Consider the following 25,523-nt stretch of genomic DNA (forward strand, 5'->3'; position numbering starts at 1 on the left):
TTTTTTGTTTACTTACTTTTTGCTTTTTTTCTAATTATACTGAATCCAACCAAAGAACTCATTGTAAGAATCATCAAATATAACTGTACATTTGTTGTATCTCCAGAGTTCACTCCACTAGCTGTGCTAGGTTTTTGAGTTGTACTTGTACTTCCTCCATTTGTGTTTGATCCATTATTTCCATTTGAACCATCGTTAGGCTCAGTTCCTGGATTAGGGTCTGGGTCTGGAGTTTGTTGATTCCCATCATCTTTTTTTGTTACTTTTACATTTATTTTAATTGTCTTTGTATTATCATTATCAATTACACCAACTGCTTTATATTCTCCTGGTTTATTAAAGTCAACGGTACTGTAATCCCAGCCTGTAATTGCTAATTCTTTTTCACTTCCATCTGAATACAAGGCGATTACCGTTTTAGGTAGTAATGCAAAAGCTTTTTCTGGAGTAGTACCTTCTTCCACTGTAATACTTAGTTCCTTTAGTTTTGTCTCCACAAAAACAACATCTTCTTTTTCAATTTCAAACACTGCTTTTATATCCAAATCACCCTGAACATCATTTAAAACCAGATGTTCATTTGTTACATCTGAAAGATACTCTACTCCATTAACCGTAATTGATGTCAATTCATACCCTTCTTTGGCTTTTACATCTACATCTACTCTTGCGCCAATATAAGCTGTTGCTGAAGAAAGTGTTATTGTCCCTTCACCATCTACTGTTTTTGTGACTTTATATTCTCCTGCTTCTTTTGCATGCAAAATATTGTTACGTAATCGCAATCCACCTTCATAGAACATATGCCAGCAGTCGTCATCGTCTTGCAGAAATACTGCAGCACCTGCTCTACCTAAATCTGAACCTCCAGGCACTGAATCATATAATGGTCCCCAGTGAATTTGTTGATCAAAGTTTTCACCTACTTCTACTACCATCACATCACCGTTTGATCCATGAGTTAATAAGAACCAGCGATCTTGCCAATTCATCAGGAATGGTCCTGAAAGGTTCGCTCCTGACATTCCACCATTTGTTCCAGGTCCATTAAATCCTGCACTACTGTAATCAATCCACTCAGGTGCCAATAATGGATCTGCAAGTGGTGTGGTTACTGCTGTCCAATCTTTCCCATCTTTAGAATGTGCCCAGTATATTTTTCTTACATTTGCATTGTCATTAATCATTAATAACATTACATATTTATTTCCTAATCCATCTATTTCATGCTCATATACACGTGCGTAACTAGCTTCATTTCCCTTTGCATTAAAATCTTTTGCACTCACTGCAATATCACCATAGGTCCAATTGATTAAATCAGGACTTGTTGCATAACGAGTTACCGTATTATTTCCATGGAAATACATAAAGAATAAACCTTCATCTTCATTGTACATAACATCTGATGATGAAACATGTGGTACATCTTTATAATAGTATCCACCTTCTCCATCAGCCCAAGAGTTTTCAATAAATGGATTATCTTCGTAATCAACCCATGGACCATCCAAACTTTGTGATGTCATAAGCATAATTCCACCTGGATCATTGTGAGGTGCATAGAATAAATAGTAGCGATAAGGATTTCCTTCACTATCCACTAGATTATTTTCTTTCACTAGCGGTGTTTCATGTGTATCAATAATACTTGGAAAGTTCCACTCTGAAGGAGTTACATTAGGATTTAAATCACTTTTGTAGGTATGGTCTTCAGGTACTACTGGTTCATCTGCATATGCAAACTTTGGAAATGTAGGAGCACCTTCTTCATTTACCACAAAGAAATAATCAGAAATAAAGGATGTTCCTTCATAGCTAATTTTTAATTTATACTTTCCTGATGCTAAATCTTCTGGCACTAATATCGTATGTTCTGTATTATCACCAGTAGATGTAATCTCTTGTGGTGTAAAACTACTTACTTCTGTTTCATTCTTATCTAACATTGAAATTTGATATTTACTTCCTGACTTTATCGCTAAAGAATGAGCAGTAAAATTCAGTGCAGTACTTTGATTCATCACTACATAAGTATTTCCAAGAGTTACATCAGTAATCTCAGGATCAACATTTGCTTTTACTTTTGTAGTTCTTACATCTAAAGAACTTGTACTACCATTGTCATGACCCATACGAATCAAGTCTCCACCTTTCATTTGTGGAGCTTCTAAATCTGATAATTTCTTTTCACCATTTACATAAAAATCAAATTTACGATTTTCATCTGCATCTCTTTCTTTAATTACAAACTTATATGTATTCCATTTACTAACATCTAATTCTATTTTATGTTGTCCAGATTTACTATAAACCACTATATGCGCTGCATCATCTGCAGTTTCATTCTTTAATATAACTTTAGCGATTCTTCCACCAGCATCTGTCGTACCAGAAGCACGGATTGAAATCTCGTTAGCCTCAAAATCTGTTGGTTCAGCTATTCTTGCTTCTACCTCAACTGCGATATCATCTTCCGTTGGAAATTTTAAATTCGTTGGCGAAACCAAGAAATAATATCTAGATTTTGATAAGTTAGCTTCTGTCACTTCACCAGTTGTTGCAATATTAATATAATCAGAGTTTTGGGTAATCTCATTTTTCACATCGTTCCCACCACTTGATATTCTCCAATTATCATAATCCGTAAATACTTTATCCATTACATTCCATTCTTCGCTATCCTCAGCCACTATAGATTGAATGCTACCAGCAAATGATACCAAACAAAAAGATAGTACAAGAATAATGTTAGTTATTTTTCTTTTCATTTTTATGTCATTAACAATATTGTTAATAATCTCCTTTCATCTTTGACCCCTTAAAACAATCAAGATGAATTGAGTTTCACTATATGTGCCCTACTTAAAACATTACTTCTATAAAGTAATCTTGTAATGTTATGAAGTGAAATCAATCATCTAATCAAACTTTAGACAATTACACTTGTTTTAAGGGAGTTATCCATAAACCTAACTATACTTCCCTGTAATTTTTACTTCTTTTGAGCATACGAATATAACTCTTTGGTAGCGCTATCATGACTACATCGTACTTATATTTTCAAAAACTGTCAAGTTTTTTGTTTGTTTTTGAATATTTTTTTCATAAATATCACTTCTTTATAACTTAAAATTGAAAAAACCATCATTAATGATGGTTTTCAATCTTATTTCACTATAAATCAGAATATATTTTTCATTTCATATGCTATCGTTAGTTCTCAATCAAATGTAGTATATCAAATATTTCTTTTTCACTATTTGAATGCAATAAAGCCGAACGAACATCTTCATCTGTAAGATTACCTGCAATATTAGATAATACTTCTATATGTTTATCTGGATATTCTTGCTTCGGCATTCCTATCATTAGTACCATTTGAACATCTAAATCATCCCATTTAAAATCTTCTTTTGATCTACTAAATATAATAAATGGTTCTTTTACTTCTTCACTTTGTCCATGTGGCATTGCAATCAGACAACCAATTGCTGTTGTAAATTCAGCCTCTCTTTGCAGAACTGAATGTTCATAATCTTTAGCATTAGTGACCTTCCCACAATCACTCGCTAGTTTTGATAACTCTTTAATCGCTTCATATTTATTATTATACTCTTGATCTAAACATATGAATTCTCTTTCTACTAACATAGTATTCCTCCCTATCGTTATAAAATACTTCGTTTTCTATTTCTCATATTATCCTCATCACACTATTCTTTTAAAGCTTATTTGTGTATAATCCCTTTTATTCCTATATTCAACTACTTATATCTATATTTTTCCATATTTACGCCAAATAAGGTATTCACAAATGTAACCATTTTTAATGACAAATGTAATTTTTAGCATTTAAAAACAGCAATTCTGCTGTTTTATTTTAATATTTGGATTTTGTTATTCTTTTAAAGTAGCATTAATCTTATTTTGTAATGACATCATTTCAGTTTTAATATCACTCTCGCTATTAATGATTCGATATACTTCATTATCAATTAAGGATTTAATACTGTCATATTTATTAAAGTGATGTTCAAACTCACCATTCTCCATAACATCATTTAGTAACGTCATCTCAAAGCCTACTTCACCTGGATTATCGCTAAAAAGAATATCGATTGTTTCTTGTGAATCTGTTACATCTTTAATAACTGATACGCCTTGTGAATATTCAAAAATATTCTTTTGTGTCGTTTGATCATAGGAAATCATTTTTAATAGTTCCCAAGCTTCTTCCTTATGTCTGGAATCGCTGCTCATGCCAATAAGTAAGGTATCAACCTTAGACACATTACCACCTTCTTCACCAGCTGGCATCTTTACACAATCCCATTCAAAGTTTGAATATTTCTTTACTCGCCAAGGGTATGGCATGTATGTTCGATACTCTGAGAATGGCATAATACAGAAAGCAACTTTTCCTTCATCAAACATTTGTGAAGTTACATTAATATTATCATTCAATTGATTTAATTCTCGCATAAATTCAATTGAGGAAGTGGTTCCGCTCTGATTAAAATTTAGGGTGCTAGGATCATCCGAATTATAAAGGGTTACTCCATTGGAAAAAATTGCGTCTTCCCATGTATATCCATATACACCAAACTGATCTAGTTTTCCATCACCATCTGTATCTTTTGTGACTTGCCTACAAATTTCATAAAATTCTTCCCAAGTCCAATCATTTTCAGGAAGTTCAATTCCTTCCTGTGAAAGTAATGTTTTATTAACAAACACCAAGTTGGGTACACTTTCGTAAGGAAGTGCATACATATGTTCATTGATATGACCACTTTGGTAAGATGGCTGATAATACTTATCTTCATCAAAGTCAGGATCATTTTCGATATAACTGTCAAGATTCTCTAGAAGCCCTACTTGGGTAAAAGTTGGAAAATCATTGGATAACACAAAGAAAAGATCTGGTGCTTCACCTTTCAATGCCTGTTGTGATATCCACTCCGAATAGTCTTCCTTCCGTATACCGCTTATATATTCTACATCAAAACTTACATTTTCTTCTTTATAACGAGCAATCACATCATCAATGATTTTGTAAGATTCGGCATCTGGAACATCCCAGTTACTTCCCACAAAGACACCAATGCGAATTGTTTTATCAGAATTTAAATTGGCTGTAACTACAAAGGCAATTCCCATAAGTGCAATTAGTATAACAAGTATCATTTTTCTTGTTGATTTCATTCATTACCACTCTTTCTATTTTTACCTTGAAGATACCAAATAGCAAGTTGAGTACGATCACGTAATTGTAACTTATCCAAAATAATACTTAGATAATTTCGAATTGTCCCTTCCGAGAAATGTAGTTCCTGTGCAATCTCTTTATTCGATAATCCCAAACTTACCTTCTCAATCACCTGCCACTCCTTATCACTTAAGTTCTTCACTCCATCATCACCTGGATGAATATTTACAGCACTTTGATTTGCCAACTCTGAGAAGAGATTGATTGCTTTTGTGGTAACACTTGGATGTATAATAGAACCACCCTTAGACACCGTAATAATGGCATCTGTCAGTTCTTTTGGGGATACTTCTTTTAATAAATATCCATCAGCTCCATACTTTAAAGAATTATAAATATATTCATCATCGTCAAATGTCGTAAGAAGAATAATATGAATATCTGAATATTTTTCTTTGATGATTCTGGTACATTCGACTCCATCAATCACTGGCATACGAATATCCATTAGAATAATATCTGGTTGTCTTTTGGCTACACTTTGAATTACTTCTTTTCCATTTTCAACCAAATCGATTACTTTAAATTCTTTATTTGCACTTAATAAGATATTTAAACTTTCTCTAATCAGTTCCTGATCATCAGCAATTATAATTTCAATCATGTATATTCTCCTTTCGATATGGTATTTCAACTACCACAACAAATCCATCTAACCCATATATACGAATGGTTCCATTTAATAGTGCTACTCGTTCCTGCATATGATGTAGTCCAAATCCATATTGTATTTTCTTGCTTCCTCGACCATTGTCTTCAATTAATACAATGATTGTATCCGGATTAACTGCAATGGATACAAATATTTTAGTAGCATTTCCATGCCTCACTGAATTGGTAATACACTCTTGAATAATTCGATAAATCGTATCTTCTTCATCCTGCTCAAAATTTAATGTTGGTGTATGACAGGCAAAGCGAATTTCAATACCAGATAATGATTGAAAGTCATTAATCATCTGTTCGATTGCATCTTTAAGAGTATGACGTTCAAGGGCATCAGGACGCAAGTGTTTCACCGAACGACGAACATCTGTAAGTCCTTGCCTCGCTGTCTTAGATAATCGTTCCAGCTGAGTTTTTGATAGTTCAGGTTGTTCATCCATAATGGTAAGAGAAGCTTCAATTCCCATTGAGATACTTGTCAGTGTATGCCCTAAAGTATCATGAATTTCTCTAGCAAGACGATTTCGCTCTTTAGTCTCTCCCATTTTCTCTTGCAGACTCGCATACTCTAATAACTGTTTATTTGCTAGCTGTAGTTCTCCATTCAACTGCAGAACCCGTCTGCTTTCATTTACTTCTTTTATAATCATCATTACCATAATTGTGATAAATAATACAATACTAATCGTATTTAAAGAATTTACAACTGCTATTAAAATTGACTGCATTTCACTATTAAAAAAACTTATATAATCCGAAAAAGAAACCATTGATAATAGTGAAGTAATATTGAAATTACATAACATGTAAATAATAACTGTAAATATTAAATATGCATAACGTTTTTCATTATATTGAGAATAAATGAAATAATTTGCCATCACTACAAGTAAAATTGAATTGCTTACAAAACTTGTATAATACATCAAGACAATGCATAGTGCGAGTACACCTAAATATATAATAAGATTAAACCATGATAGTTTTTCCTGATGTTTCTTTATATATAAAAGGCATATTAACATTCCAAATGCGCAAATTGAAAAAACTAGAATTTGAATAGATGGTGTAATTGGTAAACTATTCACTGATTCCAAAAACGAAAGAGCTGAGTAGTTATCAAGTATTCTTTCTATACTAACCAACATCACTCCACAAATAAAAGCAATAATAATAAAGTTAATACAACATAGAGCGATATACGCAAAATCTAAATAATCATTAATTTTAGTAGCATCATTTTTCATATTTTACTGCCACCCTTCAATTGTATAAGATTGAATATTTTCTTTTGTGATCAGTTCTACTGGAATAAGTTCTAGTTTTCCTTCAGCTTTTCCCTCTAATAACTGGTACCCAATTTCTACTGCTTTACGCCCCATCACAATTGGTCGTTGCGCCACACTTCCACGCATCTTGTCATCACGAATCAGAGCCTTTGTCTCAGGCGTTCCATCTACTCCATACACAAGTACTCCATCCAGCATATCATTTTGTTGCAGTGCTCCTAAAGCACCTAATGCACTAGGATCATTTAGTGCCATAATCACATCAAATTCAATTCCTTTTTCGATTACTGAATTCACAATTGGTGTAGCATTTTCCAACTGTCCATCACAGTTTTCACGATACACAATCATGTATTTCTCTTTATCAATTGTATCTTCAAATCCTTGAATCCTCTGGGTTGCTGATTGTACATTTGTATGTTCTAGCAGTACAATCTTTGCGCTATCCTTCTGTGCCATCATATCGTTTGCAGCCTGTACTCCAGCATCATAATTATTAGATACTACTGTATAATCAACAAGTTCATCATCTTTTATATTGGTATCAACAACAACGACCTGAACGCCTTCTCTTTGACATCGTTCCAACACTTCTTCCAAACCATCCCAATCTACTGGGTTTAAAAAGAGAACTTCTATTCCCTCGTCAATCATATAATTAATTTGATCAATCTGATTATCTACAGATAAAGCAGGATCCTGTGTTATTAAAATATCTCCATTTGCTTCCACAACACTTTTAATTTCATTATTGATAACTACAAAATAAGGGTTATTCATTGTCATATAGGATGCACCAAAATATATTGGTTCTTTACTTTGATGTTTCATATTTGTTTTAGAGTAATAATCAACACCAAAAACAATCCCGATTGTGATTGCGATTGTTAAGATTATTAGCCCTGTTGCCTTAAGATAAAATGACCGCTGTTTATCCATCCTAAAAAACTCCTTTATTTTTTTATAATACCATAGTTTATTACCTTATTGAATGGAATAAGAAAAAAGATTATAACTTTATAACCTTTTCTTATCTGGTTATTGAATTATAATCTTTTCATATAAAACTTATAGTCTTATTTATACTGACTGATTGACTTTCTTAATATGACAACAACAATTTATAGAGTAACTGTTTGTATAATTAAATAATAAATGAAAATAACCAATGCAGTACTTAATAAAGTACCTAAAGATAATATTCTGAAAACTGTATATCCTCACTCAATTTTTTATAACGAGCAATCGATTTTTCTGTAAGTACAAACCCTATTGCACCATATTCACCAGCAAAAAGCATCATTAGTATAATTGACCTTTCTAACATTCCAATAAAACTAACAGCATTAGGAATCCCACTGCTTTCCTTTGCTTTGGACATTTCTTTTTGATACTGTGAATTATTTAGTAATAATTTTACTGAATGCTAGAATGATGCACTGTAAAGGTCATCATTGCGTTTGATGCCCTCTAGAAGACATCATTTCTAAAATTGTAAATTATCTTTATTATCAAAAAATCCTAATTATATATTGAAAAAGGCTAGTTACACTAACCTCTTACATATTCATTAGTTTATTATTTTGTTAATGATTCTCCATTGGTTTCAATTATTTTTTTATACCAATAGAAGCTGTCTTTCTTATATCTATTTCCTGTACCATTTCCTTCATCATCTTTATCTACATAAATGACCCCATATCGCTTTGCCATCTCTGCTGATGAGCAACTAACGATATCAATCGGTGACCATAAACAATAACCAATTAGATCAACACCATCCTTAATTGATTCACTCATTTGAATGAAATGATCATTTAAATATTGAATTCGATAAGGATCGTGTACTTTATCACCTTCAAGTATATCACGTTCTCCAATTCCATTTTCAGTTAAGAACAATGGACATTGATAACGATCATAATATTGATTCAATGCAGTTCTTAATCCAAGAGGGTCAATCTCCCATCCCCACTCTGTTGCCTGCAAATATGGATTTTTTGTTTTATCCATTGGACTGAAACTATTTTTTTGTGCATCATTTACTTTTGTATAATAATAACTAAATGATAAATAATCCATTGTGTTATCTTTTAATAGTTCTTCATCACCATCTTCAAATTTTATAGTAATGTTGTTATCACTAAAGAAACGTTTTGCATAACCTGGGTAATAACCACGCATTGCTACATCTCCAAAGAGAAATTCCATTTGATTCTTACGATAGTTAAATAAAACATCTTCTGGTTTACAGGTTGCTGGATGAGCAATCTTATCGCTTAGCATAGTCCCAATTAACATTTTTTCACCATAAACTTTCGCCAGTTCTTTTGCTTTTGCTTGCGCAATGAATTGATGATGTACTGCCTGATAAGTTGCTTCTAATTCATTATCAGCAAACTCATCTAGAATACCTAATGAATTAAATGATAATAGATTGATCTGATTAAAGGTAATCCAATATTTTACTTTATCCGCATATCGCTTAAATAGAACATCACATAAATGTGCATAAGCATTCACTGTTTTACGAGAATACCAACCACCATATTCGCTTACTAAGTGTACTGGCATTTCATAGTGTGATATTGTCATCACTGGTTCAATATCATTCTTAAGTAATTCATCAATCAAAGAATCATAAAACTTCATTCCTTCTTCGTTTGGTTCCTCTTCATCACCATTTGGAAAAATACGGGTCCAGTTAAACGATGTACGAAAACATTTTAATCCCAGTTCTTTAAATAGAGAAATATCTTCTTTATAAGTATGATAGAAATCAATTCCATCACGTTTAGGATAATACTTAGAAGAATCTTCTACTAGAGATGAGCGTGTATTTAATATCGTTGAATGTTCTGCTCGATCATCTCTATTTTTCTTATTAATGTATGCATGAAAGTCAGCAATTGATAATCCTTTTCCATCTACATCATAGGCACCTTCTGCCTGATTGGCAGCAATTGCACCTCCCCACAGAAAGTCTTTTGGAAACCTATTCTTCAACATCAACCGCTTCTCCTAATTCCAGTTTTTGAGCATTATTGTCTGCGATTTTAAAGAATGGGAACCAGATAAACGTTGTAACAGCAATTGTAAAAATCTGTAACGCTGCTCCTTGCCATCCACTAAGTAAGAATCCAGATATGATTGGTGGAATCGTCCAAGGCAGTGCTGCTCCATTGGTTAATGGTACAAGTCCTGATGCCATTGCTACATAAGTGATAACTACTGCAGCTACTGTTCCTAAAACAAATGGTACTAGCATAATTGGGTTCAATACAATTGGTGTACCAAAGATTACTGGTTCATTGATATTGAAGATACTTGGAACAGCTGATAATTTTCCCATTGTTTTATATTGTTTTGATTTCGCGAAAATAACCATACAGATAACCAATCCGATTGTACAACCTGTTCCACCAAGTTGAACAAAGTTTGATTGAAACTCCGTATTTACGATATTTGGAATTTCTGATCCTGCTGCGTATGCTGCGGCATTTGCTGCTGTCATTGGAATCCAAATTGGATCCATGATTGCCCCAAGAATTACCGTACCATGAATACCAAATGCCCATAATAAACAAGCAAATAAGTTCATAAAGATCATCCAAGGTAATGAACCACCTACGTTTGATAATGGTGCTTGAATCAATGAGTAAATAAAGTTTTGTACGGTTCCCCATGATGTTGCTTCAAATCCAATTCTTAGTGTCACAAATACCATTACAACTGCAAATGATGGCAACAGTGATGTAAATGATGATGAAATGTTCGCTGGAACACTTGCTGGCATCTTAATTACGATATCTCTTTTAATAACAAACTTTAAAATTTCTACTGTTAATATTGCTGTTAAAATCCCTAAAAATAATCCTGAAGCTCCAAATGCTTCTGCTGATATTCCTGCTCCATCCTCAATAAATGGAGTTAAAATAATGAATGCTACTAGTGCTGATAATGCTGCATTAATATCATTAATTTTATAATGACTTGCCAGTGATCTTGCAATTGCAAAAATAACATACAATGTCATAATATTCATCGTTGCATCAAACGGAATAGTAAATACACGATCCCATCCTACTCCAAAAATGGATGCCATAAAATCTGCATATCCATCAATTGGTAAATTTGCAAACACTAATAAAAACGAACCAATGATTAAGAATGGCATTACTCCATAAAAACCATTTTTAATCGCATCTAAATATCTATTTTTGTCGAACCATCTTGCAATCGGTGCAAGTTTTTTGTTCATAAGCTTCATAAAATTATCCATGATAATCCTCCCTAAATATTTCGATTAACTCTTTTGTTATATCTTTAAGCATTAGTGTAGTCATTAAGTGATCCTGTGCATGTATCATTAGTAGTGACTGTTGTGTTTCATTTCCTTGTAGTTCCCCTTGGATCAAGTTTGTCTGAATCACATGTGCTTTAAGAATTATTTCATCTGCTTCCCTCACTAGTTCTTTTGCCTCATCAAAGCTCTTTTTGCGTATCTTACGCATTGCTTCCATATACTTACTTTTTGCGTCCCCAGCATGTGTAATGAGTTCCACAATACTCATTTCATTTTGATTCATTACTTCTCTCCCTCTTTAGTCTTTTCAATAAGTTTCAGTGCTACATCAAGCACTTTCCCTCCATTCAACATTCCATAATCAACAGAATTGATAACCGTTACAGGTATGTTTGTATCAGCCAACACCTCTTGTGTATCTTCAAGTAGATATGCAACTTGTGGTCCAAGTAGTACAATATCAATTTCTGCTTTGTGTTTTGGAATTTCAGCCTCTGGTGCAGCAAAGATTTCCACATCTACCTCATTTAATTCTGCTGCTTCTTTCATCTTCGCAACCAACAGACTTGTAGACATTCCCTGTGCACACGCTAACATAATCCTCATAATGTATTCCTCCTTATGATTTCATTCTAATTCTTACCTACAATAATTTAAACATTATCCATTTCCGTTAGGTAACGGAAAAAAATATACGACATAAAAAGAAGCGATTTCCCAACCACTTCTTCACGTAATATTATTATTTTATCTGAGATTACCATAAATAAGCCAATCACTAAACTCATTAATACTTCCACTTGCTAGTAATGATTTCACTCGTTCAGGGTCATTAATTAATTCCGTTAGAAAACTAAACACACTTTCAATATCGTTTTCACTATCTGTACCAATGTTTAATAAACAAACTAACTGAACTGGACGATCTTTCCATTGCACTGGTTTGGATAGTGTCACAAAGGACAAAATTGTTTTCTTATAAAATGATTTCATCGCATGAGGGATTGCAACCAGATTTCCATAACAAGTAGAACCTCTTGATTCACGTTCAAAAACACTGTCCTTAAAGTCCATTTCAATATGATAATAATCAGCTACATTAACACATAAGAATTCAATTACCTCTTCCCAGGAATTAATATCCTGATTTAAATAAATCAAATCTTTATTTACATGTTCTTCAATACTATAACCAATACGTGTTTTTTTGTGCGATTGCATCCAAGAAATCATTTGAAAATGGTGATGTGATCTGAACAACTGGAGTTAAAATATAACTCCCTAAATCTACTGTACTGACAATCAAATCTACCTCATCTTCTGCATATTTGCTTAATCCCTGAATGTCAGTATAAGCAATTACACAAATTCTTTGACCAAACTTACTAATAATTTTATTCTTTATTAGTTGACTAACCGATTCGCTGTTTGGATTCACGATAATAATTCGTTTCACATCATGATTCACATGTTTTTTATTTTCCATTTCTGCACCTATATACAAGGCCAAAAATCCAACTTCATCTTCAGGTATTTCAACTCCTACAAAATCTGAAATAATTTTACTAACATGAATTGCCACTTCATGAGCAAGTGGATAATTTAGTTTAATCTCATCCAACAATACATTACGAATATTCATTTTAAATCGAATGCGATTAATTGCTGGTTTCAAATGCATTACAAACAAACGGACAAACTCTTCACGAGAAAATATATCAAGGCCAAAACTTAAGACAACACTATCACTAATCGCAGTAATTAATGTAGCTATATCATCATCAAACACTTCTGCATGTTCATCATCACCTAGATGAATACCTAACAGATGAATAACTAAATAGTCAATTTCTTCATCAGGAAATTTAATCTGATATTCTTCTTCAATCTTAATTAATAGTTTTCTTGCGATTCGTTGCTGAATCTCATTTGGGGTTAGATGACTAATCTTTTCTGATATGTAATTATCTGATGCTATGCGCTTAATCATAATTGTTAAATGTGCAACTAATGCATTAAGTGTCACATCACTCAACTGGATATTCTCTTCATTGAATACGTTAATAATTATCATCTTTAATGCATCATATTGTGCAGGATTTAACAATTTTCGATATCGCAGATAAGACTGGGACTCATCATTATCAGTTATCAGAACTGAAGATAAACAGAATCGTTTATTCATTTCACTGCCTTCTACCTTTAATCCATGCCATGACTTGCTTTCTATTTTTAAATTATAAGACTCAAGTAATTCTTTTACTTCCGTTAAACTTTTTTGTAGTGTCGATTTACTGACAAACAACTGATCAGATAGTTCCTGAATCGTAATATAGTCTTTTCGTTCTAACAACACTCTCACAATATGTTTGATTCGATCCGAGCGATAATCATAAAATTTATGATATCGAAATAAAATCGAATTCAATTTCTCCATATCATTTACCTTCAACGAAAACCCCTTTGATTTTTGCATTGTTATCTGTGCAATATCTCCAAGATAGTTTTTCAGAAATCCGATTTCTGCTCTCACTGTTTTTTCCGAACAATTTACTTCTTCTGCGATTAATGAACTTGGACACACTTCATTTTGACGCAATAAAAATTCAATTATATCAATCTGTCGTTGCGATAATGAATCTTTCATAGTTACCCCCAGTTTGGTTGAATACACTCACGTTCAATACTATAATAGTTGATCCCTTTAATATTTTAATTATTCCATAAGATTACTGAAATACTCAATCTTTCCACTAAGTACATCATCATAAAACTTTTGTTTGTTATCGATATAGTCAATATTATCTTGAATATCTTTTAACTTATTCTCTAATGCTTTTCTTTTAATATCTAAAATTTCTTTTCGTTTAGGAATTGTTCCCTCTCCTTCCAAACATAGATCAAGATATTCCTTCATCTCTTGAATTGACATTCCACAATCCTTTAAGCATGTAAGGCTTGAAATCCATGCAATATCTTTATCACTGAAAATACGATAATTGTTTTTATTTCGTTTTACATTTGGTACTAATCCTTCATTACAATAAAATTTTAATGTTTCATAACTCATATTCACTTTCTCACAAGTCTCTTTCATTGTATACATAAATTTCTCCTTTTTCGCTTGACCGGTAGTAACTACCGCCCATTATAGTTAGATTGTACTCACAAAAGAGTGGGAAGTCAAGGAGGTATAAAGTATGGAATATATTACATTAAACAATGGTGTGAAAATGCCAAAACTAGGATTTGGAGTATTTCAGATATCTAAGGAAGACTGTGAACAATGTGTCCTAGATGCGATAAATGTAGGTTATCGTTTGATTGATACTGCACAAAGTTATTTCAATGAAGAAGAAGTTGGTAATGCAATTAGCAAGTGTGGTATTCCAAGAGAAGAATTATTTATCACGACAAAAGTTTGGATTGATAACTATGGTTATGAGAAAACATTAGAGTCAATTGATGAATCAATGAAGAAACTAAAAGTTGATTACTTAGACTTAGTTCTGCTGCATCAACCATTTGGAGATTACTATGGTTCTTATCGTGCACTAGAAAAACTATACAAAGATGGAAAAATTCGTGCGATTGGTGTCAGCAATTTTTATCCAGATCGTTTGTCTGATATTTGTGCATTTAATGAAGTCACTCCACAAGTAAATCAAGTAGAAACAAATCCATTACACCAGCAAATCGATGCACAGAAAAATATGGAAAAGAACAATGTTCAAATTGAAGCATGGGCACCGTTTGGTGAAGGCAAGAATAATATGTTTGAAAATCCTGTGTTAGTTGGTATCGCAAACAACTATCATAAATCAGTTGCTCAAGTAATCTTAAGATGGTTAGTACAAAGAGATGTAGTAGCTCTTGCGAAGTCTGTTCGCAAAGATAGAATGAAAGAAAACTTTGAAATATTTGATTTTACTCTTTCTGATGATGATATGAATACAATTAAGTCATTAGATACAAATGAGAGTCTATTCTTTAATCACCAGACTCCTGAAGCAGTTGATATGTTTATTAATTTAATTAAGCAAAGAAGAGATTAAGATTTATTGAAGGGTGGAAAACAATGAAAAAGATTTTTACAATAATTTTAGGATGCTTATTAGCAACATCACTAGTTGCATGCAATAGCACAGATGATCAAGAGGATACCTGCAATCCTAAAATAGTTAAAGAAGAAAACAATATTAGCGACAGTGGCAAGATACTTGTAGTATACTTCTCAATGCCAGAAACAACTGATCCTAATAATATGAGTGAAGAAGAGGAGAACAGTGCCATTGTAGTGGATGGAGAAGTCCTTGGAAATACACAGTATGTTGCACAAGTGATACATGAAAATACAGATAGTGAATTATTTAGAATTGAACCATCAGTACCTTATCCAACTGACCATGATACACTTGTTGATCAGGCAGCGAATGAACAGGATGAAAATTATCGTCCTGAAATAAAAGATACGATTCAAGATTTTGATCAATATGATACAATCTTTGTTGGATATCCAAATTGGTGGGGAGATATGCCAATGATTTTATATTCATTATTTGATGACTATGATTTCTCAGACAAAACAATTGTTCCTTTTAATACGCATGGAGGTAGTGGTTTCTCCAACACCATGGAAACAATCACTGAATTAGAACCTGATGCTACTGTTATCACAGATGGATTCACAGTATCAAGAGATAATGTAGATACTTCTGAAGAAGATATCATTCAATGGTTAAAAGATTTAGGTTTTTAATAATTATTAAAATTGATGCGCTTATTAGCGCATCTTTTACAATGATGTGGTATATAGCAAAAGACAACTAAAATGAGTAGTAATCTATTTCGTTACAACTCCTTTGCCTTCTTAAATTTTTAAATCTTAGTTTATTATATTTACAAGAATCTAATTACTTTGATTCTCTTTATCCACACTAAATATTTTTGAACTTCTCCCTTTAGGGAATATATATGGATTGACTTCACTAGGTTTTGCATGATGATGTGTAAGTAGTTTAATACCTTTGATTCGATCTTCTTCTTTCTGGTAAAGAGCTAATACTCCACCTAATACCAAAAGAAACATTACCAACATAATGATAATATAAAGTTGTTGACTCATTACCTTTTGCACTTCACTACTTGGAATAAAGGTTGCTACAAATACCAAGATGGTAGATATAAGACCAACGAAACCAATCATTGTTTTAACTATTTTACCTCCTGGAATTTGGAAAGTTCTCTTCAATTTTGAACCTTTGAATAGAATTCTTAAATAGGCAATAAAGATAAACATATAGGTAACCATATACATCATTACAGTTAAAGACATAGATATTTTAAATGCTGAATTATTTCCACCAAAAGCTAATGTTAGAATTGCTCCTATTACACTTACAACTACTCCTTGAAGAATAACTAAGCGAACTGGTACATTGTGTTTATTTCCCTTTGCAAAATAAGCAGGTAAAAGCTGATCTTGTGCAGCTGCAAATAATGTCCGCACAGGTCCAACGACCCATGAACTTACCTCTCCAATCATTCCCATTGCTAGTAAGATTGCAATAAATCTTGTACACCAGCTAAGTGCAGGTGCAATTTCCTTAATCGCTATCTGAATCGCTTGTAAGACTCCACTATTCATTGATAATTCACTCACTGGTACAACAATACCTACTGCCAATCCACCTAATGCATCGAGTACAACTGCAAATAAAACCAACAGCAAAATTGCAAGAGGATAACTACGCTTAGGGTTCTCCATTTGGTTTGCATAAGAGGCGCTTGCTTCAATACCTGCAAAGGCCAATATAAAAGGGACAAAACTAGATATTGAAAACTTATTAAATGAAATAGCAGAACTACTTAAATCTATTTGTGGTGGATTCCCTTGTAGTATATAAGTAAAAGCTAATACTAAGAATATAATAGAAGGAATAATTATCCCAAATATAAAACATATCTTTACAATGATATCTGTTTTACTTATACCACCTAACTGTGAAACGGTTAAAGTCCAAAAGATAATTAAGAATAATACATACTTTATTACTGGATTCTCATTTAGAATTGGGACATTCACTGCAAATGAAATTGCACCAATAATAAAATATAGCATTGTCACAAAGTTAATTGTATTTTGCATCCACTGCATAGCCACTGCTACAAATCCTGCACGTTCTCCTAGAGCGTTTTTTACCCAAGTAAAAACTCCACCTTCTTCCCAACCATCAATGGTCGCCATTTCGGCTGAACAAAGTGCGACAGGTAAAAACCAGATAAGGGCAGCTACAACTAAAAAAACAACTGCCATTAATCCTGACTCTGCAAAAGCAGGATATTCATCTGCTGACATAAGCATTGATGCTGTCAACGTGAAAAATCCAAATAATGTTAGTTGTTTTTTAGATATTGATGAATTGTTTTTTAATTTCTTTTTCCCTATCATTCGTCTTCCCCTTCTATCATGTAATCATTTTATCACTAGATTAAAGAAATGATAAGTTTGATGCTAGAGATATTTAGAAAGAGAAATCATGTAATAACATTAGTTATTCAACATAAATGATTCTCCTGGAGCAAGTACTTTTACCCTTTCAGGATTCACAATCATTTCTTTTAAAACATTTGGGTCGCCATTAAACTCAGCCATAGTAGGTGCATCCACACAGCCCCAATGAATCAATATTAATGGTGTATTTGGATAAGCATCTGCTAGCTGTTTTGCGCCATCCAAACCAATGTGCCAACTACTATCAGAGAAATCAAATAAAATGACATCAGGTACTGGCATCTTTAATTGTTCTGGTAATAACCTTGAGTCTCCTGGCATCCAAATCATACCATCTTTTGTTTCTATCCAATATCCACAAAAATCTTCATTCTTATAAAAGCGAAGTTTGCTGTACTTCTCTCTTTCATTCTGCCATGCATGATCAGCAGCGGTTAGCGATACTTGTATATCATTGATAGCAAACGATTCATATATAGTATGACCATTTCCTTTAATTCCTTCTTCTTCCAGTAATTCTGCTACATAGTGAGGTCCATGAAATTCATTACATTTATTCTTTAAATCTCTACATGTAGATCTGCTGAAGTGGTCGTTATCACAATGCGTAAGTAGCACTGCATCCAAATGAGGAATATCATTTACTGTTGTTGGCATATCTACAAGTAGTGGCATATCAAAATCCTGTAATAAGGGATCTATCATAATCGTTGTACCTCTACTATTGATAAATGCACCACCATTCCCCAACCATCGAATTACTGTATCTCCTGTTTCTTCAAAAGCTTCCTTTCCAAAGTATTGTGCCTTTGGAGCTACTGCCTGACCTTTTTCATTATAGTTCATTATTATCCAACCTCTTCTAAGTCTTTAATAACATTCACTGCATTAATAGCATAAGGAAAACCAATATATGGAAGACAATGAAGTATTGCTGATATCAATGTTTCTTTCGAGTTTCCAACTTTCAAATTCCCTGCACCATGCTGTTGAATCTGAGGATTTGCATTGATAGCAACCAAGCCACATAATACAAGTAATTCACGGGTTTTTATATCCAATGCTTTTCTTGTGTAGAAATCACCAAAACACATTTCTGTTAGAAAACGTGGAAGCGCCTCATTTAGTCCCTCTGGTAATGTTGCCATTTTGTTTTTGATTTCATCACCATAGATTGGAAATTGAATATCAAAACCTTCTTGAAATCGATCTTCTTCAGTAATTGTTTTTGCACTTTCTAGTGGTAAAAGATTACCTCTTTCCTTAAATACCTCATTAATAGTTGCAACAGCATTCAATACTTTTGGAAAGCCAATAAATGGTGCACATTGATAAACGGCTTCACGAATTTCTAATGGGGTTACTCCTATATTTAATGATGCATTTGTATGAGCCTTTAATTGTGGTAATGTCTGTTGCATTGTAAGCAAGACAATTGTAATTAATTCACGCTCTCTATCACTAATATTTCCTGTCTGAAATACTTCACCAAAAATAAACTTTTGAAGAATTTCCATCAATTCTGGATCATCACCAATTTCATAATTCATTTCCTGTTGGAATAATTCTTTATACTTCATCTTACTAAATTCTACTCTATTCATAATATCCTCCTTTTGTTTATTTCTCTAACTCATAAATCAAAAAATCTATTGTGCTTATATTTTCTTGCCTTTTGTGACATTGATTTAAATTTTTAAGTCTCTCAATATTTAACATTTGTTTTAGTTCTTCTATGTCACCTTTATTTTGATATTTTAAATCAAGATATTTCTTAATTGATGATATCTTCATACCAATCTTATAAAGTGTTAGTATTTCACTTAATCGATTAATATCATCTGCTGAATAAACATACTCTTCTCCATTTTTTAAAACTGACGAGAATAATCCAGCACATTCAAATTTTCTTAGTTTCGTTAATGAGATTTGGTATTTTTCACTTACTTCATGTGTTGTCATAATCCTCCTAATGCAAATAAAAATGCAGGTTGCTTATACCTACATTTTATTTCTACTATATATAAATGTCCAATACTCGTTATCTATCTATGCTTATGCCTATAAAGCATTCCTTAACTGTTCAATAAACTCTGTTGTGGCTGGAGAAAATACTTGATGTTTCTTCCAGACAATTACACATCCTGTTTCTAAAGGTGGATAGAAAGGTTTAAATACTACTTTACTCTGTGGATTGTCCATAACCAATTTATCGATTGTAATAGCATAGCCAAGTCCATCTTCAACTAACAGAGTCGCATTATAAATCAAGTTATAATAAGCTATTATATTTAACTTATTGAAATCATATTTCAGCCAATTCGCTATTTCATTTTGAACAATTGAACGTTTCGTTACAATCAACGGTTTTTCAACAATATCTTTCGATGAAATATGTTCTTGTTGAGATAATGAATCATCTTTTTTCATCAAAACACCCCAACGTAGTTTCTCTGGTATACGAACAAAATCATATTTTTCGATTGATACTGGTTCATTCAATAAAGCAACATCAATTAACCCATTATCAATCTTCTCTTTTATATCATCAGCATTACCACTGAACAAATCAAATTTTACCTGTGGATACTCTTTAGAAAAATCACTCATAATCTTCGATAGATAATGAAAGGTATTCGCTTCTCCACTACCAATTGCTATTTCTCCACTAATCAATGTTTTATTTTCTTTGAATTCTTTTTCGGTTTTTTCAGCTAAATCAAGAAGTTCCTCAGCTCTACGCTTCAACAACATTCCATCATTCGTTAATCGAATCTTACCTTTGTCGCGATTAAACAATTTCTTGCCAAGTTCCTGTTCTAGCTGAATAATTTGTCTAGATAATGTTGGTTGAGTAATATTCAATACTTCTGCTGCTTTAGTTATATTTTGTTCTCTGGCGATTGTTAGAAAATAACGTAAAACCCGTAGTTCCATAGGACACCTTCTTTCATAGTTCTATTTTAAAACGAAACTATACATTATGTCCAATAATTAGTAAAATTGCATATTCAATGCTTTGAAAGCATAAAATAAGTAAAGCATTATTTTAATAACACTTTACTTATTTTTAATATATTTAATTATTAAGTATGAACTCTTTATACCAATAAAAACTATCTTTCTTTATTCTCTCTAAACTTTTTAAATCGTCTTCTTCACGATCCACATATACGAGGCCATACCGTTTACCATATCCCTGATGCGTACTTACTAAATCAATAAATGCCCAAGGACAGTATCCAATTAGCTCCACTCCATCTGTGATTGCCAACTGTGCCTGATGAAAATGACGTTTCAAATAATCAATTCGATAATCATCATGAACTGTTTTATCTGCCTGCAGTTCATCTTTCGCACCTAATCCATTCTCTGTAATTAGTAGTGGTAAGTGATAACGATCATACACTCTTCTTAAAGTCACTCTTAGCCCAATTGAATCAACCATCCAGCCAAAGTCTGTCTGCTCCAGATAGTTATTAACACCAGCTCGATAGACTCCTTCTTCACCAATCATTACCTGCTGATCACCATTTCTTGGCTGACAGTCAGTACCATCATTTTTACTTGCACAAACAGTTGCAGTTGCATAATAGTTTACTCCAATATAATCTGGCTTTGCTTTGGCAATTAGTTCCATATCACCAGCTTCAATATCTGGTGTGTAACCTTTCTCTTCCATATAAGACCAAGCAATTGTATTGTATCTTCCATGCACTGCAATATCTAGATATAACCAACAGCGAATACTTTCCCAATCATCAGCCGCAAGTGCATCTGATGGATTACATTTCTCTGCATAAATAGCGGTTATATTTGGAGCAGGTCCTATTTTAGCATCCTCACACATCTCATGACATAGTAGAGTCGCTTTGGCAGAAGCAACAAACATATTATGACTTTGTTGGTAAAGTTCTTTTTTACTTGGAATTCTACCAGGATTCATTGCATTGGGATGGTTAATCATTACATTCTGTTCATTTATGGTAAGCCAATACTTAACTTTACCACCATAATTCTCAAATAGAATTTTACTGTACTTTTCAAATGCATCAATTGTTTCTCGATTAGCCCATCCTCCATTTTCATGGAGTTTATAAGGTAAATCAAAATGATACATTGTGGCAATCGGATCAATATTATTCGCAAGTAATTCATCAATTAAGTCATGATAAAATTGAAGTCCTTTTTCATTTACTTCCCCACTGCCATCTGGAATAATTCTAGTCCAGGCAATTGAAAATCGGTATGCTTTCAACCCTAATTCTGCCATTAACTTTATATCTTCTTTATAGTGATGATAATGATCACTCGCTACTTTAAAATCCGTTATTCCTGGAGGAGGAGTATGAACATCCTGAACAGATAATCCTTTACCATCCTCATCATAAGCACCTTCTACCTGATAAGCAGAAGTGCTAGCTCCCCAGAGAAAATCTTTTGGAAACTCTTTTAATTCTTTATAAAACATACGAATCCTTTCTTAACTTATCTAGATAAAACCAACAATGGCTTTGATGCATCTGCAAAATTTGCTGACACAGATTCATAGTCTGCTGTATTGGTAACAATTACCATTGTTTGGGTAGAAAAACCAGCATTCTTAATTTTATCAATATCAAATTCTACTAATGTTTGTCCTACTTCCACATAGTCTCCTTGTTTTACCTTTGCATCAAATCCTTCTCCATTCATTTCAACTGTATTCATACCAATGTGAATTAATACTTCTACTCCTGAATCAGATGTTAATCCAATCGCATGTTTTGTAGGAAATAGAACTGAAATAGTTCCTGAAAATGGCGCTACCACTTTTCCTTCACTAGGAAGAATTACAACTCCATCACCCATTGCTCCTGTTGCAAATGCTTCATCTTCTGCTTTGTCTAATGACATGACTTCACCTTTTACAGGTGTTAATATAGTACCTTCATCAATTGATAACTCATCGGATGAACTTTCAGTTTCTTTCTTTTCATATTTAAAACTTAATACAAATGTCAATATTGCCGTAATAACAACTGAGATAACAATTGCAATGATAATGTTATAGAAATATACCATTGTGTTATCACCAATGTATAAAGGTGCTGCAAATATACTTGCTGATCCTGTAGCAAATCTGTGTGTACCAGTTAATCCTGCGAATAACCCTCCGCAAGCTCCTCCAATCATCGCAGCTATCAATGGATATTTCTTTGGTAAAACAACTCCATATAATGCTGGCTCTGTAATCCCAACATAAGCAGTAATACTTGATGAAGTAGCTAATTGTCTAGATGTTTTATCTTTTGCTCTAAGAGCAACTACTGCTGCTGCAGTTGCCACTGCCATGTTTGAACAAATATTACCTGGCCCCCATATTCCATCATATCCAAGGTTTGTCATCTGCACAACTCCTAATGGTGCTACTGCATTATGCAATCCAATCATTATCATTAATGGACATGTTAGTCCAATTAATAGTGGTGGTGCCCATGATGCATTAGTACTTAACCACATAAAGAAGTCAGCTAAATATTGTCCTAAAATATATCCAAATGGTCCCAAAATTGAGAACGCTAATGTCCCCATTACCAAGAACGTAATAAGTGGTAAGAATACCAGTTCAATTGCTGCAGGTATAATTTTATGTAAGAATTTTTCCACAAATGATTGTACTACAATAATCAAGATAATTGGGATTACGGATGAACCATAACCTACTAATGTAAATGGAATTACATCAAAGAAGTTAACTGATTCCCCTGTTGCTACTAATGTGCTCCAGTTTGGATGCATCATCATTGCCGCAACAGCAACTGCTAATATTGGATTACATTTCATTTTTTGTGCTGTCGTGTACGCCAACATCATTGGTAAGAAATAAAATACTCCATCTGCGAATATATTATTCAATAAGAAATATGTTTGTGAATCTGTAGAAATAACATTTGCTACTACTAAAATTGCCAGTACTGCCTTTACCATTCCCGCTCCTGATAGAGCTGGAATAATTGGCATGAATACTCCAGATATAAAATCAAATAAAGAACTTGCGCTAAATTTTTCTTTTTGACTATCGTCTTTTTCAGTTTTCACATCTACTAGTTTCTCAATTTCTTCAAAAACATCTGCTACATGTGGTCCAATTACAACTTGATAAGAACCTGAATTACTTATTACAGTAGATACACCTTCCTGTGCTAATAAAGCTTCTTTATCTGCATTGTTTTCATCTACTAATTTAAATCGTAATCTTGTTGCACAATGGTAAACACTAATTACGTTTTCCTTTCCCCCTACTTTTTTAATAACATCCTGTGCTAGTTGTTCATATTTTTTACTCATTTTCTCCTCCTAGCGTTTTCACACTTTGATAAAAGAACTCTTTGCATATCTAAATTTTAATAATTGATCGATCATTTTATTTGCACTGTTCTTCACGACCTCAATCTAACATACAAAAAAAGCGCTTTCAACGAAATCAAAGTTTTCGAAAAAATGTTTCATGAATATATCCTTTTCGCATGATTCATATGAAAAAAAGTGAAATTTTTTATAAAAAATCAGCATCTAATTTAAGATACTGATTTAATTATTATTTAAAAATCATCTTTCATTTCTTTCAATATTGCTGTTCGCTGTTGTTCTAATAATTTAGAGTTCTGGATTTTAAACAGACTATTTTCATTGTAGTTTCTCACGAAATAACATGAGAATAAAACATTTAATATATAGGAAATTGATTCTTCTGTCGCAAAGTTTGATATCTTCGTATATAATCTCTCTTTTGAAGATATCGTTAATATGCAATCAATATTCTTTCTAATATAGTTTTCTCCTCCACTAGTAATCCCAATAATGGGAACATTATTTTTTAAAAGTAATTCTACATTACTAATCGGTTCAGCTAAATTATTACTTCCTGAATAAGAAATAATAATTGCACAATCATCCCTACCAAGAGTATGTGAAATAATACCAGTTTCTCCTGAGCGAGCTATATCAACAACTTTGCCAATCGTTATTAATTTCCTTCTAAACAGCTCTCCTAAATAAATATTAGGACTAAGCCCAAAGATAACAATACGTTTTGCTTTCAACAAATAGTTAACAGCTTGATTCATATTATCAACATCCATGAGGTCAGCCGTATCTTTGATACTCTCTATTTGTAACTGCTTCATCTTTTCAATAATATCTTCTGTCGTATCACTTCCTTTAAATGGGTAATTTACGTCAATGTCGCCCTGATGTGATTCCTGATATTTTATTTCAGCAATAAAAGCTTTCATAAAATCTTTCCAACCATCAAAACCCAAAGTTTTCGCAAACCTTACTACTGTTGCATTGGAAGTAAATGTCTGCTTTGCAATTTCACTAATTGTGTAATTATATAAATTTGACTGTTCTTGTAATACAAACTGACCAATTGCCTGACGAGCATCCTGGTGACTCATCATTACTTCTTCTATTCTCTGAAATAAAAACATC

24 protein-coding genes are annotated in these 25,523 nt (G+C 32.8%); 2 read left to right on the plus strand and 22 right to left on the minus strand.

Translation table 11 applies throughout. The features are described from left to right. Positions 1-8: 8 nt before the first annotated feature. The 14 genes from J2S15_RS05620 to J2S15_RS05685 all read right to left on the minus strand — a co-directional run bounded on the left by J2S15_RS05620 (position 9) and on the right by J2S15_RS05685 (position 14,639). Positions 9-2,771, minus strand: coding sequence for an Ig-like domain-containing protein (locus J2S15_RS05620; RefSeq protein WP_307406271.1), 2,763 nt, complete (start codon positions 2,769-2,771; stop codon positions 9-11). A gap of 445 nt (positions 2,772-3,216) precedes the next feature. After that, positions 3,217-3,654, minus strand: a complete 438-nt coding sequence (locus tag J2S15_RS05625; protein ID WP_307406272.1) for a PTS sugar transporter subunit IIA — start codon at positions 3,652-3,654, stop codon at positions 3,217-3,219. A gap of 246 nt (positions 3,655-3,900) precedes the next feature. Continuing rightward, positions 3,901-5,208 (minus strand): ABC transporter substrate-binding protein, encoded by a 1,308-nt coding sequence (locus J2S15_RS05630; protein WP_307406274.1) that lies wholly within the window; start codon positions 5,206-5,208, stop codon positions 3,901-3,903. Continuing rightward, positions 5,205-5,876 (minus strand): response regulator, encoded by a 672-nt coding sequence (locus tag J2S15_RS05635; protein WP_307406276.1) that lies wholly within the window; start codon positions 5,874-5,876, stop codon positions 5,205-5,207. Before J2S15_RS05635 ends, J2S15_RS05630 begins: the two co-directional genes overlap by 4 nt. Beyond that, positions 5,869-7,185 (minus strand): sensor histidine kinase, encoded by a 1,317-nt coding sequence (locus J2S15_RS05640; protein WP_307406278.1) that lies wholly within the window; start codon positions 7,183-7,185, stop codon positions 5,869-5,871. The genes J2S15_RS05635 and J2S15_RS05640 overlap by 8 nt, the downstream gene beginning before the upstream one ends. A gap of 3 nt (positions 7,186-7,188) precedes the next feature. After that, positions 7,189-8,166 (minus strand): sugar ABC transporter substrate-binding protein, encoded by a 978-nt coding sequence (locus J2S15_RS05645; RefSeq protein ID WP_307406279.1) that lies wholly within the window; start codon positions 8,164-8,166, stop codon positions 7,189-7,191. A gap of 250 nt (positions 8,167-8,416) precedes the next feature. After that, positions 8,417-8,608: a hypothetical protein gene (locus tag J2S15_RS05650; protein WP_307406281.1), complete on the minus strand. Its 192-nt coding sequence runs from the start codon at positions 8,606-8,608 to the stop codon at positions 8,417-8,419. 197 nt (positions 8,609-8,805) lie between these two features. After that, on the minus strand, positions 8,806-10,236 hold the full coding sequence (locus tag J2S15_RS05655; RefSeq protein WP_307406283.1) for a glycoside hydrolase family 1 protein: 1,431 nt from the start codon (positions 10,234-10,236) through the stop codon (positions 8,806-8,808). Then, complete coding sequence (locus tag J2S15_RS05660) at positions 10,223-11,509, minus strand: PTS sugar transporter subunit IIC (RefSeq protein ID WP_307406285.1); 1,287 nt, start codon at positions 11,507-11,509, stop codon at positions 10,223-10,225. Before J2S15_RS05660 ends, J2S15_RS05655 begins: the two co-directional genes overlap by 14 nt. Beyond that, positions 11,502-11,816, minus strand: coding sequence for a PTS sugar transporter subunit IIA (locus J2S15_RS05665; protein ID WP_307406287.1), 315 nt, complete (start codon positions 11,814-11,816; stop codon positions 11,502-11,504). The genes J2S15_RS05660 and J2S15_RS05665 overlap by 8 nt, the downstream gene beginning before the upstream one ends. Next, on the minus strand, positions 11,816-12,139 hold the full coding sequence (locus J2S15_RS05670) for a PTS sugar transporter subunit IIB (protein ID WP_307406288.1): 324 nt from the start codon (positions 12,137-12,139) through the stop codon (positions 11,816-11,818). The genes J2S15_RS05665 and J2S15_RS05670 overlap by 1 nt, the downstream gene beginning before the upstream one ends. 141 nt (positions 12,140-12,280) lie before the next feature. After that, the gene (locus J2S15_RS05675) at positions 12,281-12,754 is read right to left on the minus strand and encodes a PTS sugar transporter subunit IIA (protein ID WP_307406289.1); all 474 of its coding nucleotides are present in this window, start codon (positions 12,752-12,754) and stop codon (positions 12,281-12,283) included. Further along, positions 12,720-14,180: a BglG family transcription antiterminator gene (locus J2S15_RS05680; protein WP_307406290.1), complete on the minus strand. Its 1,461-nt coding sequence runs from the start codon at positions 14,178-14,180 to the stop codon at positions 12,720-12,722. Before J2S15_RS05680 ends, J2S15_RS05675 begins: the two co-directional genes overlap by 35 nt. A 69-nt stretch (positions 14,181-14,249) precedes the next feature. Next, a complete protein-coding gene (locus J2S15_RS05685; RefSeq protein WP_307406292.1) occupies positions 14,250-14,639 on the minus strand; it encodes a MerR family transcriptional regulator in 390 nt (129 codons plus the stop codon). A 94-nt stretch (positions 14,640-14,733) separates the two neighbouring features. Between J2S15_RS05685 and J2S15_RS05690 the strand changes: the two genes are divergently transcribed. Together J2S15_RS05690 and J2S15_RS05695 are read left to right on the plus strand one after the other, a co-directional pair. Next, on the plus strand, positions 14,734-15,588 hold the full coding sequence (locus tag J2S15_RS05690) for an aldo/keto reductase (protein WP_307406293.1): 855 nt from the start codon (positions 14,734-14,736) through the stop codon (positions 15,586-15,588). 23 nt (positions 15,589-15,611) lie between these two features. Further along, entirely contained in the window at positions 15,612-16,292 is a 681-nt protein-coding gene (locus tag J2S15_RS05695; protein ID WP_307406295.1) for a flavodoxin, read from the plus strand. Between the two features lie 150 nt (positions 16,293-16,442). Here the strand turns inward: J2S15_RS05695 and J2S15_RS05700 are convergent, their stop codons facing one another. The 8 genes from J2S15_RS05700 to J2S15_RS05735 form a co-directional block, all read right to left on the minus strand. Further along, entirely contained in the window at positions 16,443-17,984 is a 1,542-nt protein-coding gene (locus J2S15_RS05700) for an amino acid permease (RefSeq protein WP_307406297.1), read from the minus strand. A 99-nt stretch (positions 17,985-18,083) separates the two neighbouring features. Continuing rightward, positions 18,084-18,893 (minus strand): MBL fold metallo-hydrolase, encoded by an 810-nt coding sequence (locus tag J2S15_RS05705; protein ID WP_307406298.1) that lies wholly within the window; start codon positions 18,891-18,893, stop codon positions 18,084-18,086. Between the two features lie 2 nt (positions 18,894-18,895). Then, positions 18,896-19,651, minus strand: a complete 756-nt coding sequence (locus tag J2S15_RS05710; RefSeq protein WP_307406299.1) for a carboxymuconolactone decarboxylase family protein — start codon at positions 19,649-19,651, stop codon at positions 18,896-18,898. Positions 19,652-19,667: 16 nt separating this feature from the next. Then, positions 19,668-20,009 carry a MerR family transcriptional regulator gene (locus J2S15_RS05715; protein ID WP_307406300.1) on the minus strand — a complete coding sequence of 114 codons (342 nt, stop codon included), beginning with the start codon at positions 20,007-20,009 and terminating at the stop codon, positions 19,668-19,670. 99 nt (positions 20,010-20,108) lie between these two features. Then, positions 20,109-20,984, minus strand: a complete 876-nt coding sequence (locus tag J2S15_RS05720; protein WP_307406301.1) for a LysR family transcriptional regulator — start codon at positions 20,982-20,984, stop codon at positions 20,109-20,111. A gap of 142 nt (positions 20,985-21,126) precedes the next feature. Beyond that, positions 21,127-22,518, minus strand: a complete 1,392-nt coding sequence (locus tag J2S15_RS05725) for a glycoside hydrolase family 1 protein (RefSeq protein ID WP_307406302.1) — start codon at positions 22,516-22,518, stop codon at positions 21,127-21,129. A gap of 17 nt (positions 22,519-22,535) precedes the next feature. Continuing rightward, positions 22,536-24,377: a beta-glucoside-specific PTS transporter subunit IIABC gene (locus tag J2S15_RS05730; protein WP_307406304.1), complete on the minus strand. Its 1,842-nt coding sequence runs from the start codon at positions 24,375-24,377 to the stop codon at positions 22,536-22,538. 254 nt (positions 24,378-24,631) lie between these two features. Continuing rightward, entirely contained in the window at positions 24,632-25,522 is an 891-nt protein-coding gene (locus J2S15_RS05735) for a MurR/RpiR family transcriptional regulator (protein ID WP_307406306.1), read from the minus strand. Between the last annotated feature and the right edge of the window lies 1 nt (position 25,523).

The organism is Breznakia pachnodae, from assembly GCF_030814225.1.
Classification (GTDB): domain Bacteria; phylum Bacillota_I; class Bacilli_A; order Erysipelotrichales; family Erysipelotrichaceae; genus Breznakia; species Breznakia pachnodae.

What these genes read in the sequence shown, in the direction of transcription:
- J2S15_RS05620 (WP_307406271.1), bottom strand. Translation starts at nt 2,771, where the DNA reads ATGAAAAGAAAAATAACTAACATTATTCTTGTACTATCTTTTTGTTTG.
- J2S15_RS05625 (WP_307406272.1), bottom strand. Translation starts at nt 3,654, where the DNA reads ATGTTAGTAGAAAGAGAATTCATATGTTTAGATCAAGAGTATAATAAT.
- J2S15_RS05630 (WP_307406274.1), bottom strand. Translation starts at nt 5,208, where the DNA reads ATGAAATCAACAAGAAAAATGATACTTGTTATACTAATTGCACTTATG.
- J2S15_RS05635 (WP_307406276.1), bottom strand. Translation starts at nt 5,876, where the DNA reads ATGATTGAAATTATAATTGCTGATGATCAGGAACTGATTAGAGAAAGT.
- J2S15_RS05640 (WP_307406278.1), bottom strand. Translation starts at nt 7,185, where the DNA reads ATGAAAAATGATGCTACTAAAATTAATGATTATTTAGATTTTGCGTAT.
- J2S15_RS05645 (WP_307406279.1), bottom strand. Translation starts at nt 8,166, where the DNA reads ATGGATAAACAGCGGTCATTTTATCTTAAGGCAACAGGGCTAATAATC.
- J2S15_RS05650 (WP_307406281.1), bottom strand. Translation starts at nt 8,608, where the DNA reads ATGTCCAAAGCAAAGGAAAGCAGTGGGATTCCTAATGCTGTTAGTTTT.
- J2S15_RS05655 (WP_307406283.1), bottom strand. Translation starts at nt 10,236, where the DNA reads ATGTTGAAGAATAGGTTTCCAAAAGACTTTCTGTGGGGAGGTGCAATT.
- J2S15_RS05660 (WP_307406285.1), bottom strand. Translation starts at nt 11,509, where the DNA reads ATGGATAATTTTATGAAGCTTATGAACAAAAAACTTGCACCGATTGCA.
- J2S15_RS05665 (WP_307406287.1), bottom strand. Translation starts at nt 11,816, where the DNA reads ATGAATCAAAATGAAATGAGTATTGTGGAACTCATTACACATGCTGGG.
- J2S15_RS05670 (WP_307406288.1), bottom strand. Translation starts at nt 12,139, where the DNA reads ATGAGGATTATGTTAGCGTGTGCACAGGGAATGTCTACAAGTCTGTTG.
- J2S15_RS05675 (WP_307406289.1), bottom strand. Translation starts at nt 12,754, where the DNA reads ATGCAATCGCACAAAAAAACACGTATTGGTTATAGTATTGAAGAACAT.
- J2S15_RS05680 (WP_307406290.1), bottom strand. Translation starts at nt 14,180, where the DNA reads ATGAAAGATTCATTATCGCAACGACAGATTGATATAATTGAATTTTTA.
- J2S15_RS05685 (WP_307406292.1), bottom strand. Translation starts at nt 14,639, where the DNA reads ATGTATACAATGAAAGAGACTTGTGAGAAAGTGAATATGAGTTATGAA.
- J2S15_RS05690 (WP_307406293.1), top strand. Translation starts at nt 14,734, where the DNA reads ATGGAATATATTACATTAAACAATGGTGTGAAAATGCCAAAACTAGGA.
- J2S15_RS05695 (WP_307406295.1), top strand. Translation starts at nt 15,612, where the DNA reads ATGAAAAAGATTTTTACAATAATTTTAGGATGCTTATTAGCAACATCA.
- J2S15_RS05700 (WP_307406297.1), bottom strand. Translation starts at nt 17,984, where the DNA reads ATGATAGGGAAAAAGAAATTAAAAAACAATTCATCAATATCTAAAAAA.
- J2S15_RS05705 (WP_307406298.1), bottom strand. Translation starts at nt 18,893, where the DNA reads ATGAACTATAATGAAAAAGGTCAGGCAGTAGCTCCAAAGGCACAATAC.
- J2S15_RS05710 (WP_307406299.1), bottom strand. Translation starts at nt 19,651, where the DNA reads ATGAATAGAGTAGAATTTAGTAAGATGAAGTATAAAGAATTATTCCAA.
- J2S15_RS05715 (WP_307406300.1), bottom strand. Translation starts at nt 20,009, where the DNA reads ATGACAACACATGAAGTAAGTGAAAAATACCAAATCTCATTAACGAAA.
- J2S15_RS05720 (WP_307406301.1), bottom strand. Translation starts at nt 20,984, where the DNA reads ATGGAACTACGGGTTTTACGTTATTTTCTAACAATCGCCAGAGAACAA.
- J2S15_RS05725 (WP_307406302.1), bottom strand. Translation starts at nt 22,518, where the DNA reads ATGTTTTATAAAGAATTAAAAGAGTTTCCAAAAGATTTTCTCTGGGGA.
- J2S15_RS05730 (WP_307406304.1), bottom strand. Translation starts at nt 24,377, where the DNA reads ATGAGTAAAAAATATGAACAACTAGCACAGGATGTTATTAAAAAAGTA.
- J2S15_RS05735 (WP_307406306.1), bottom strand. Translation starts at nt 25,522, where the DNA reads ATGTTTTTATTTCAGAGAATAGAAGAAGTAATGATGAGTCACCAGGAT.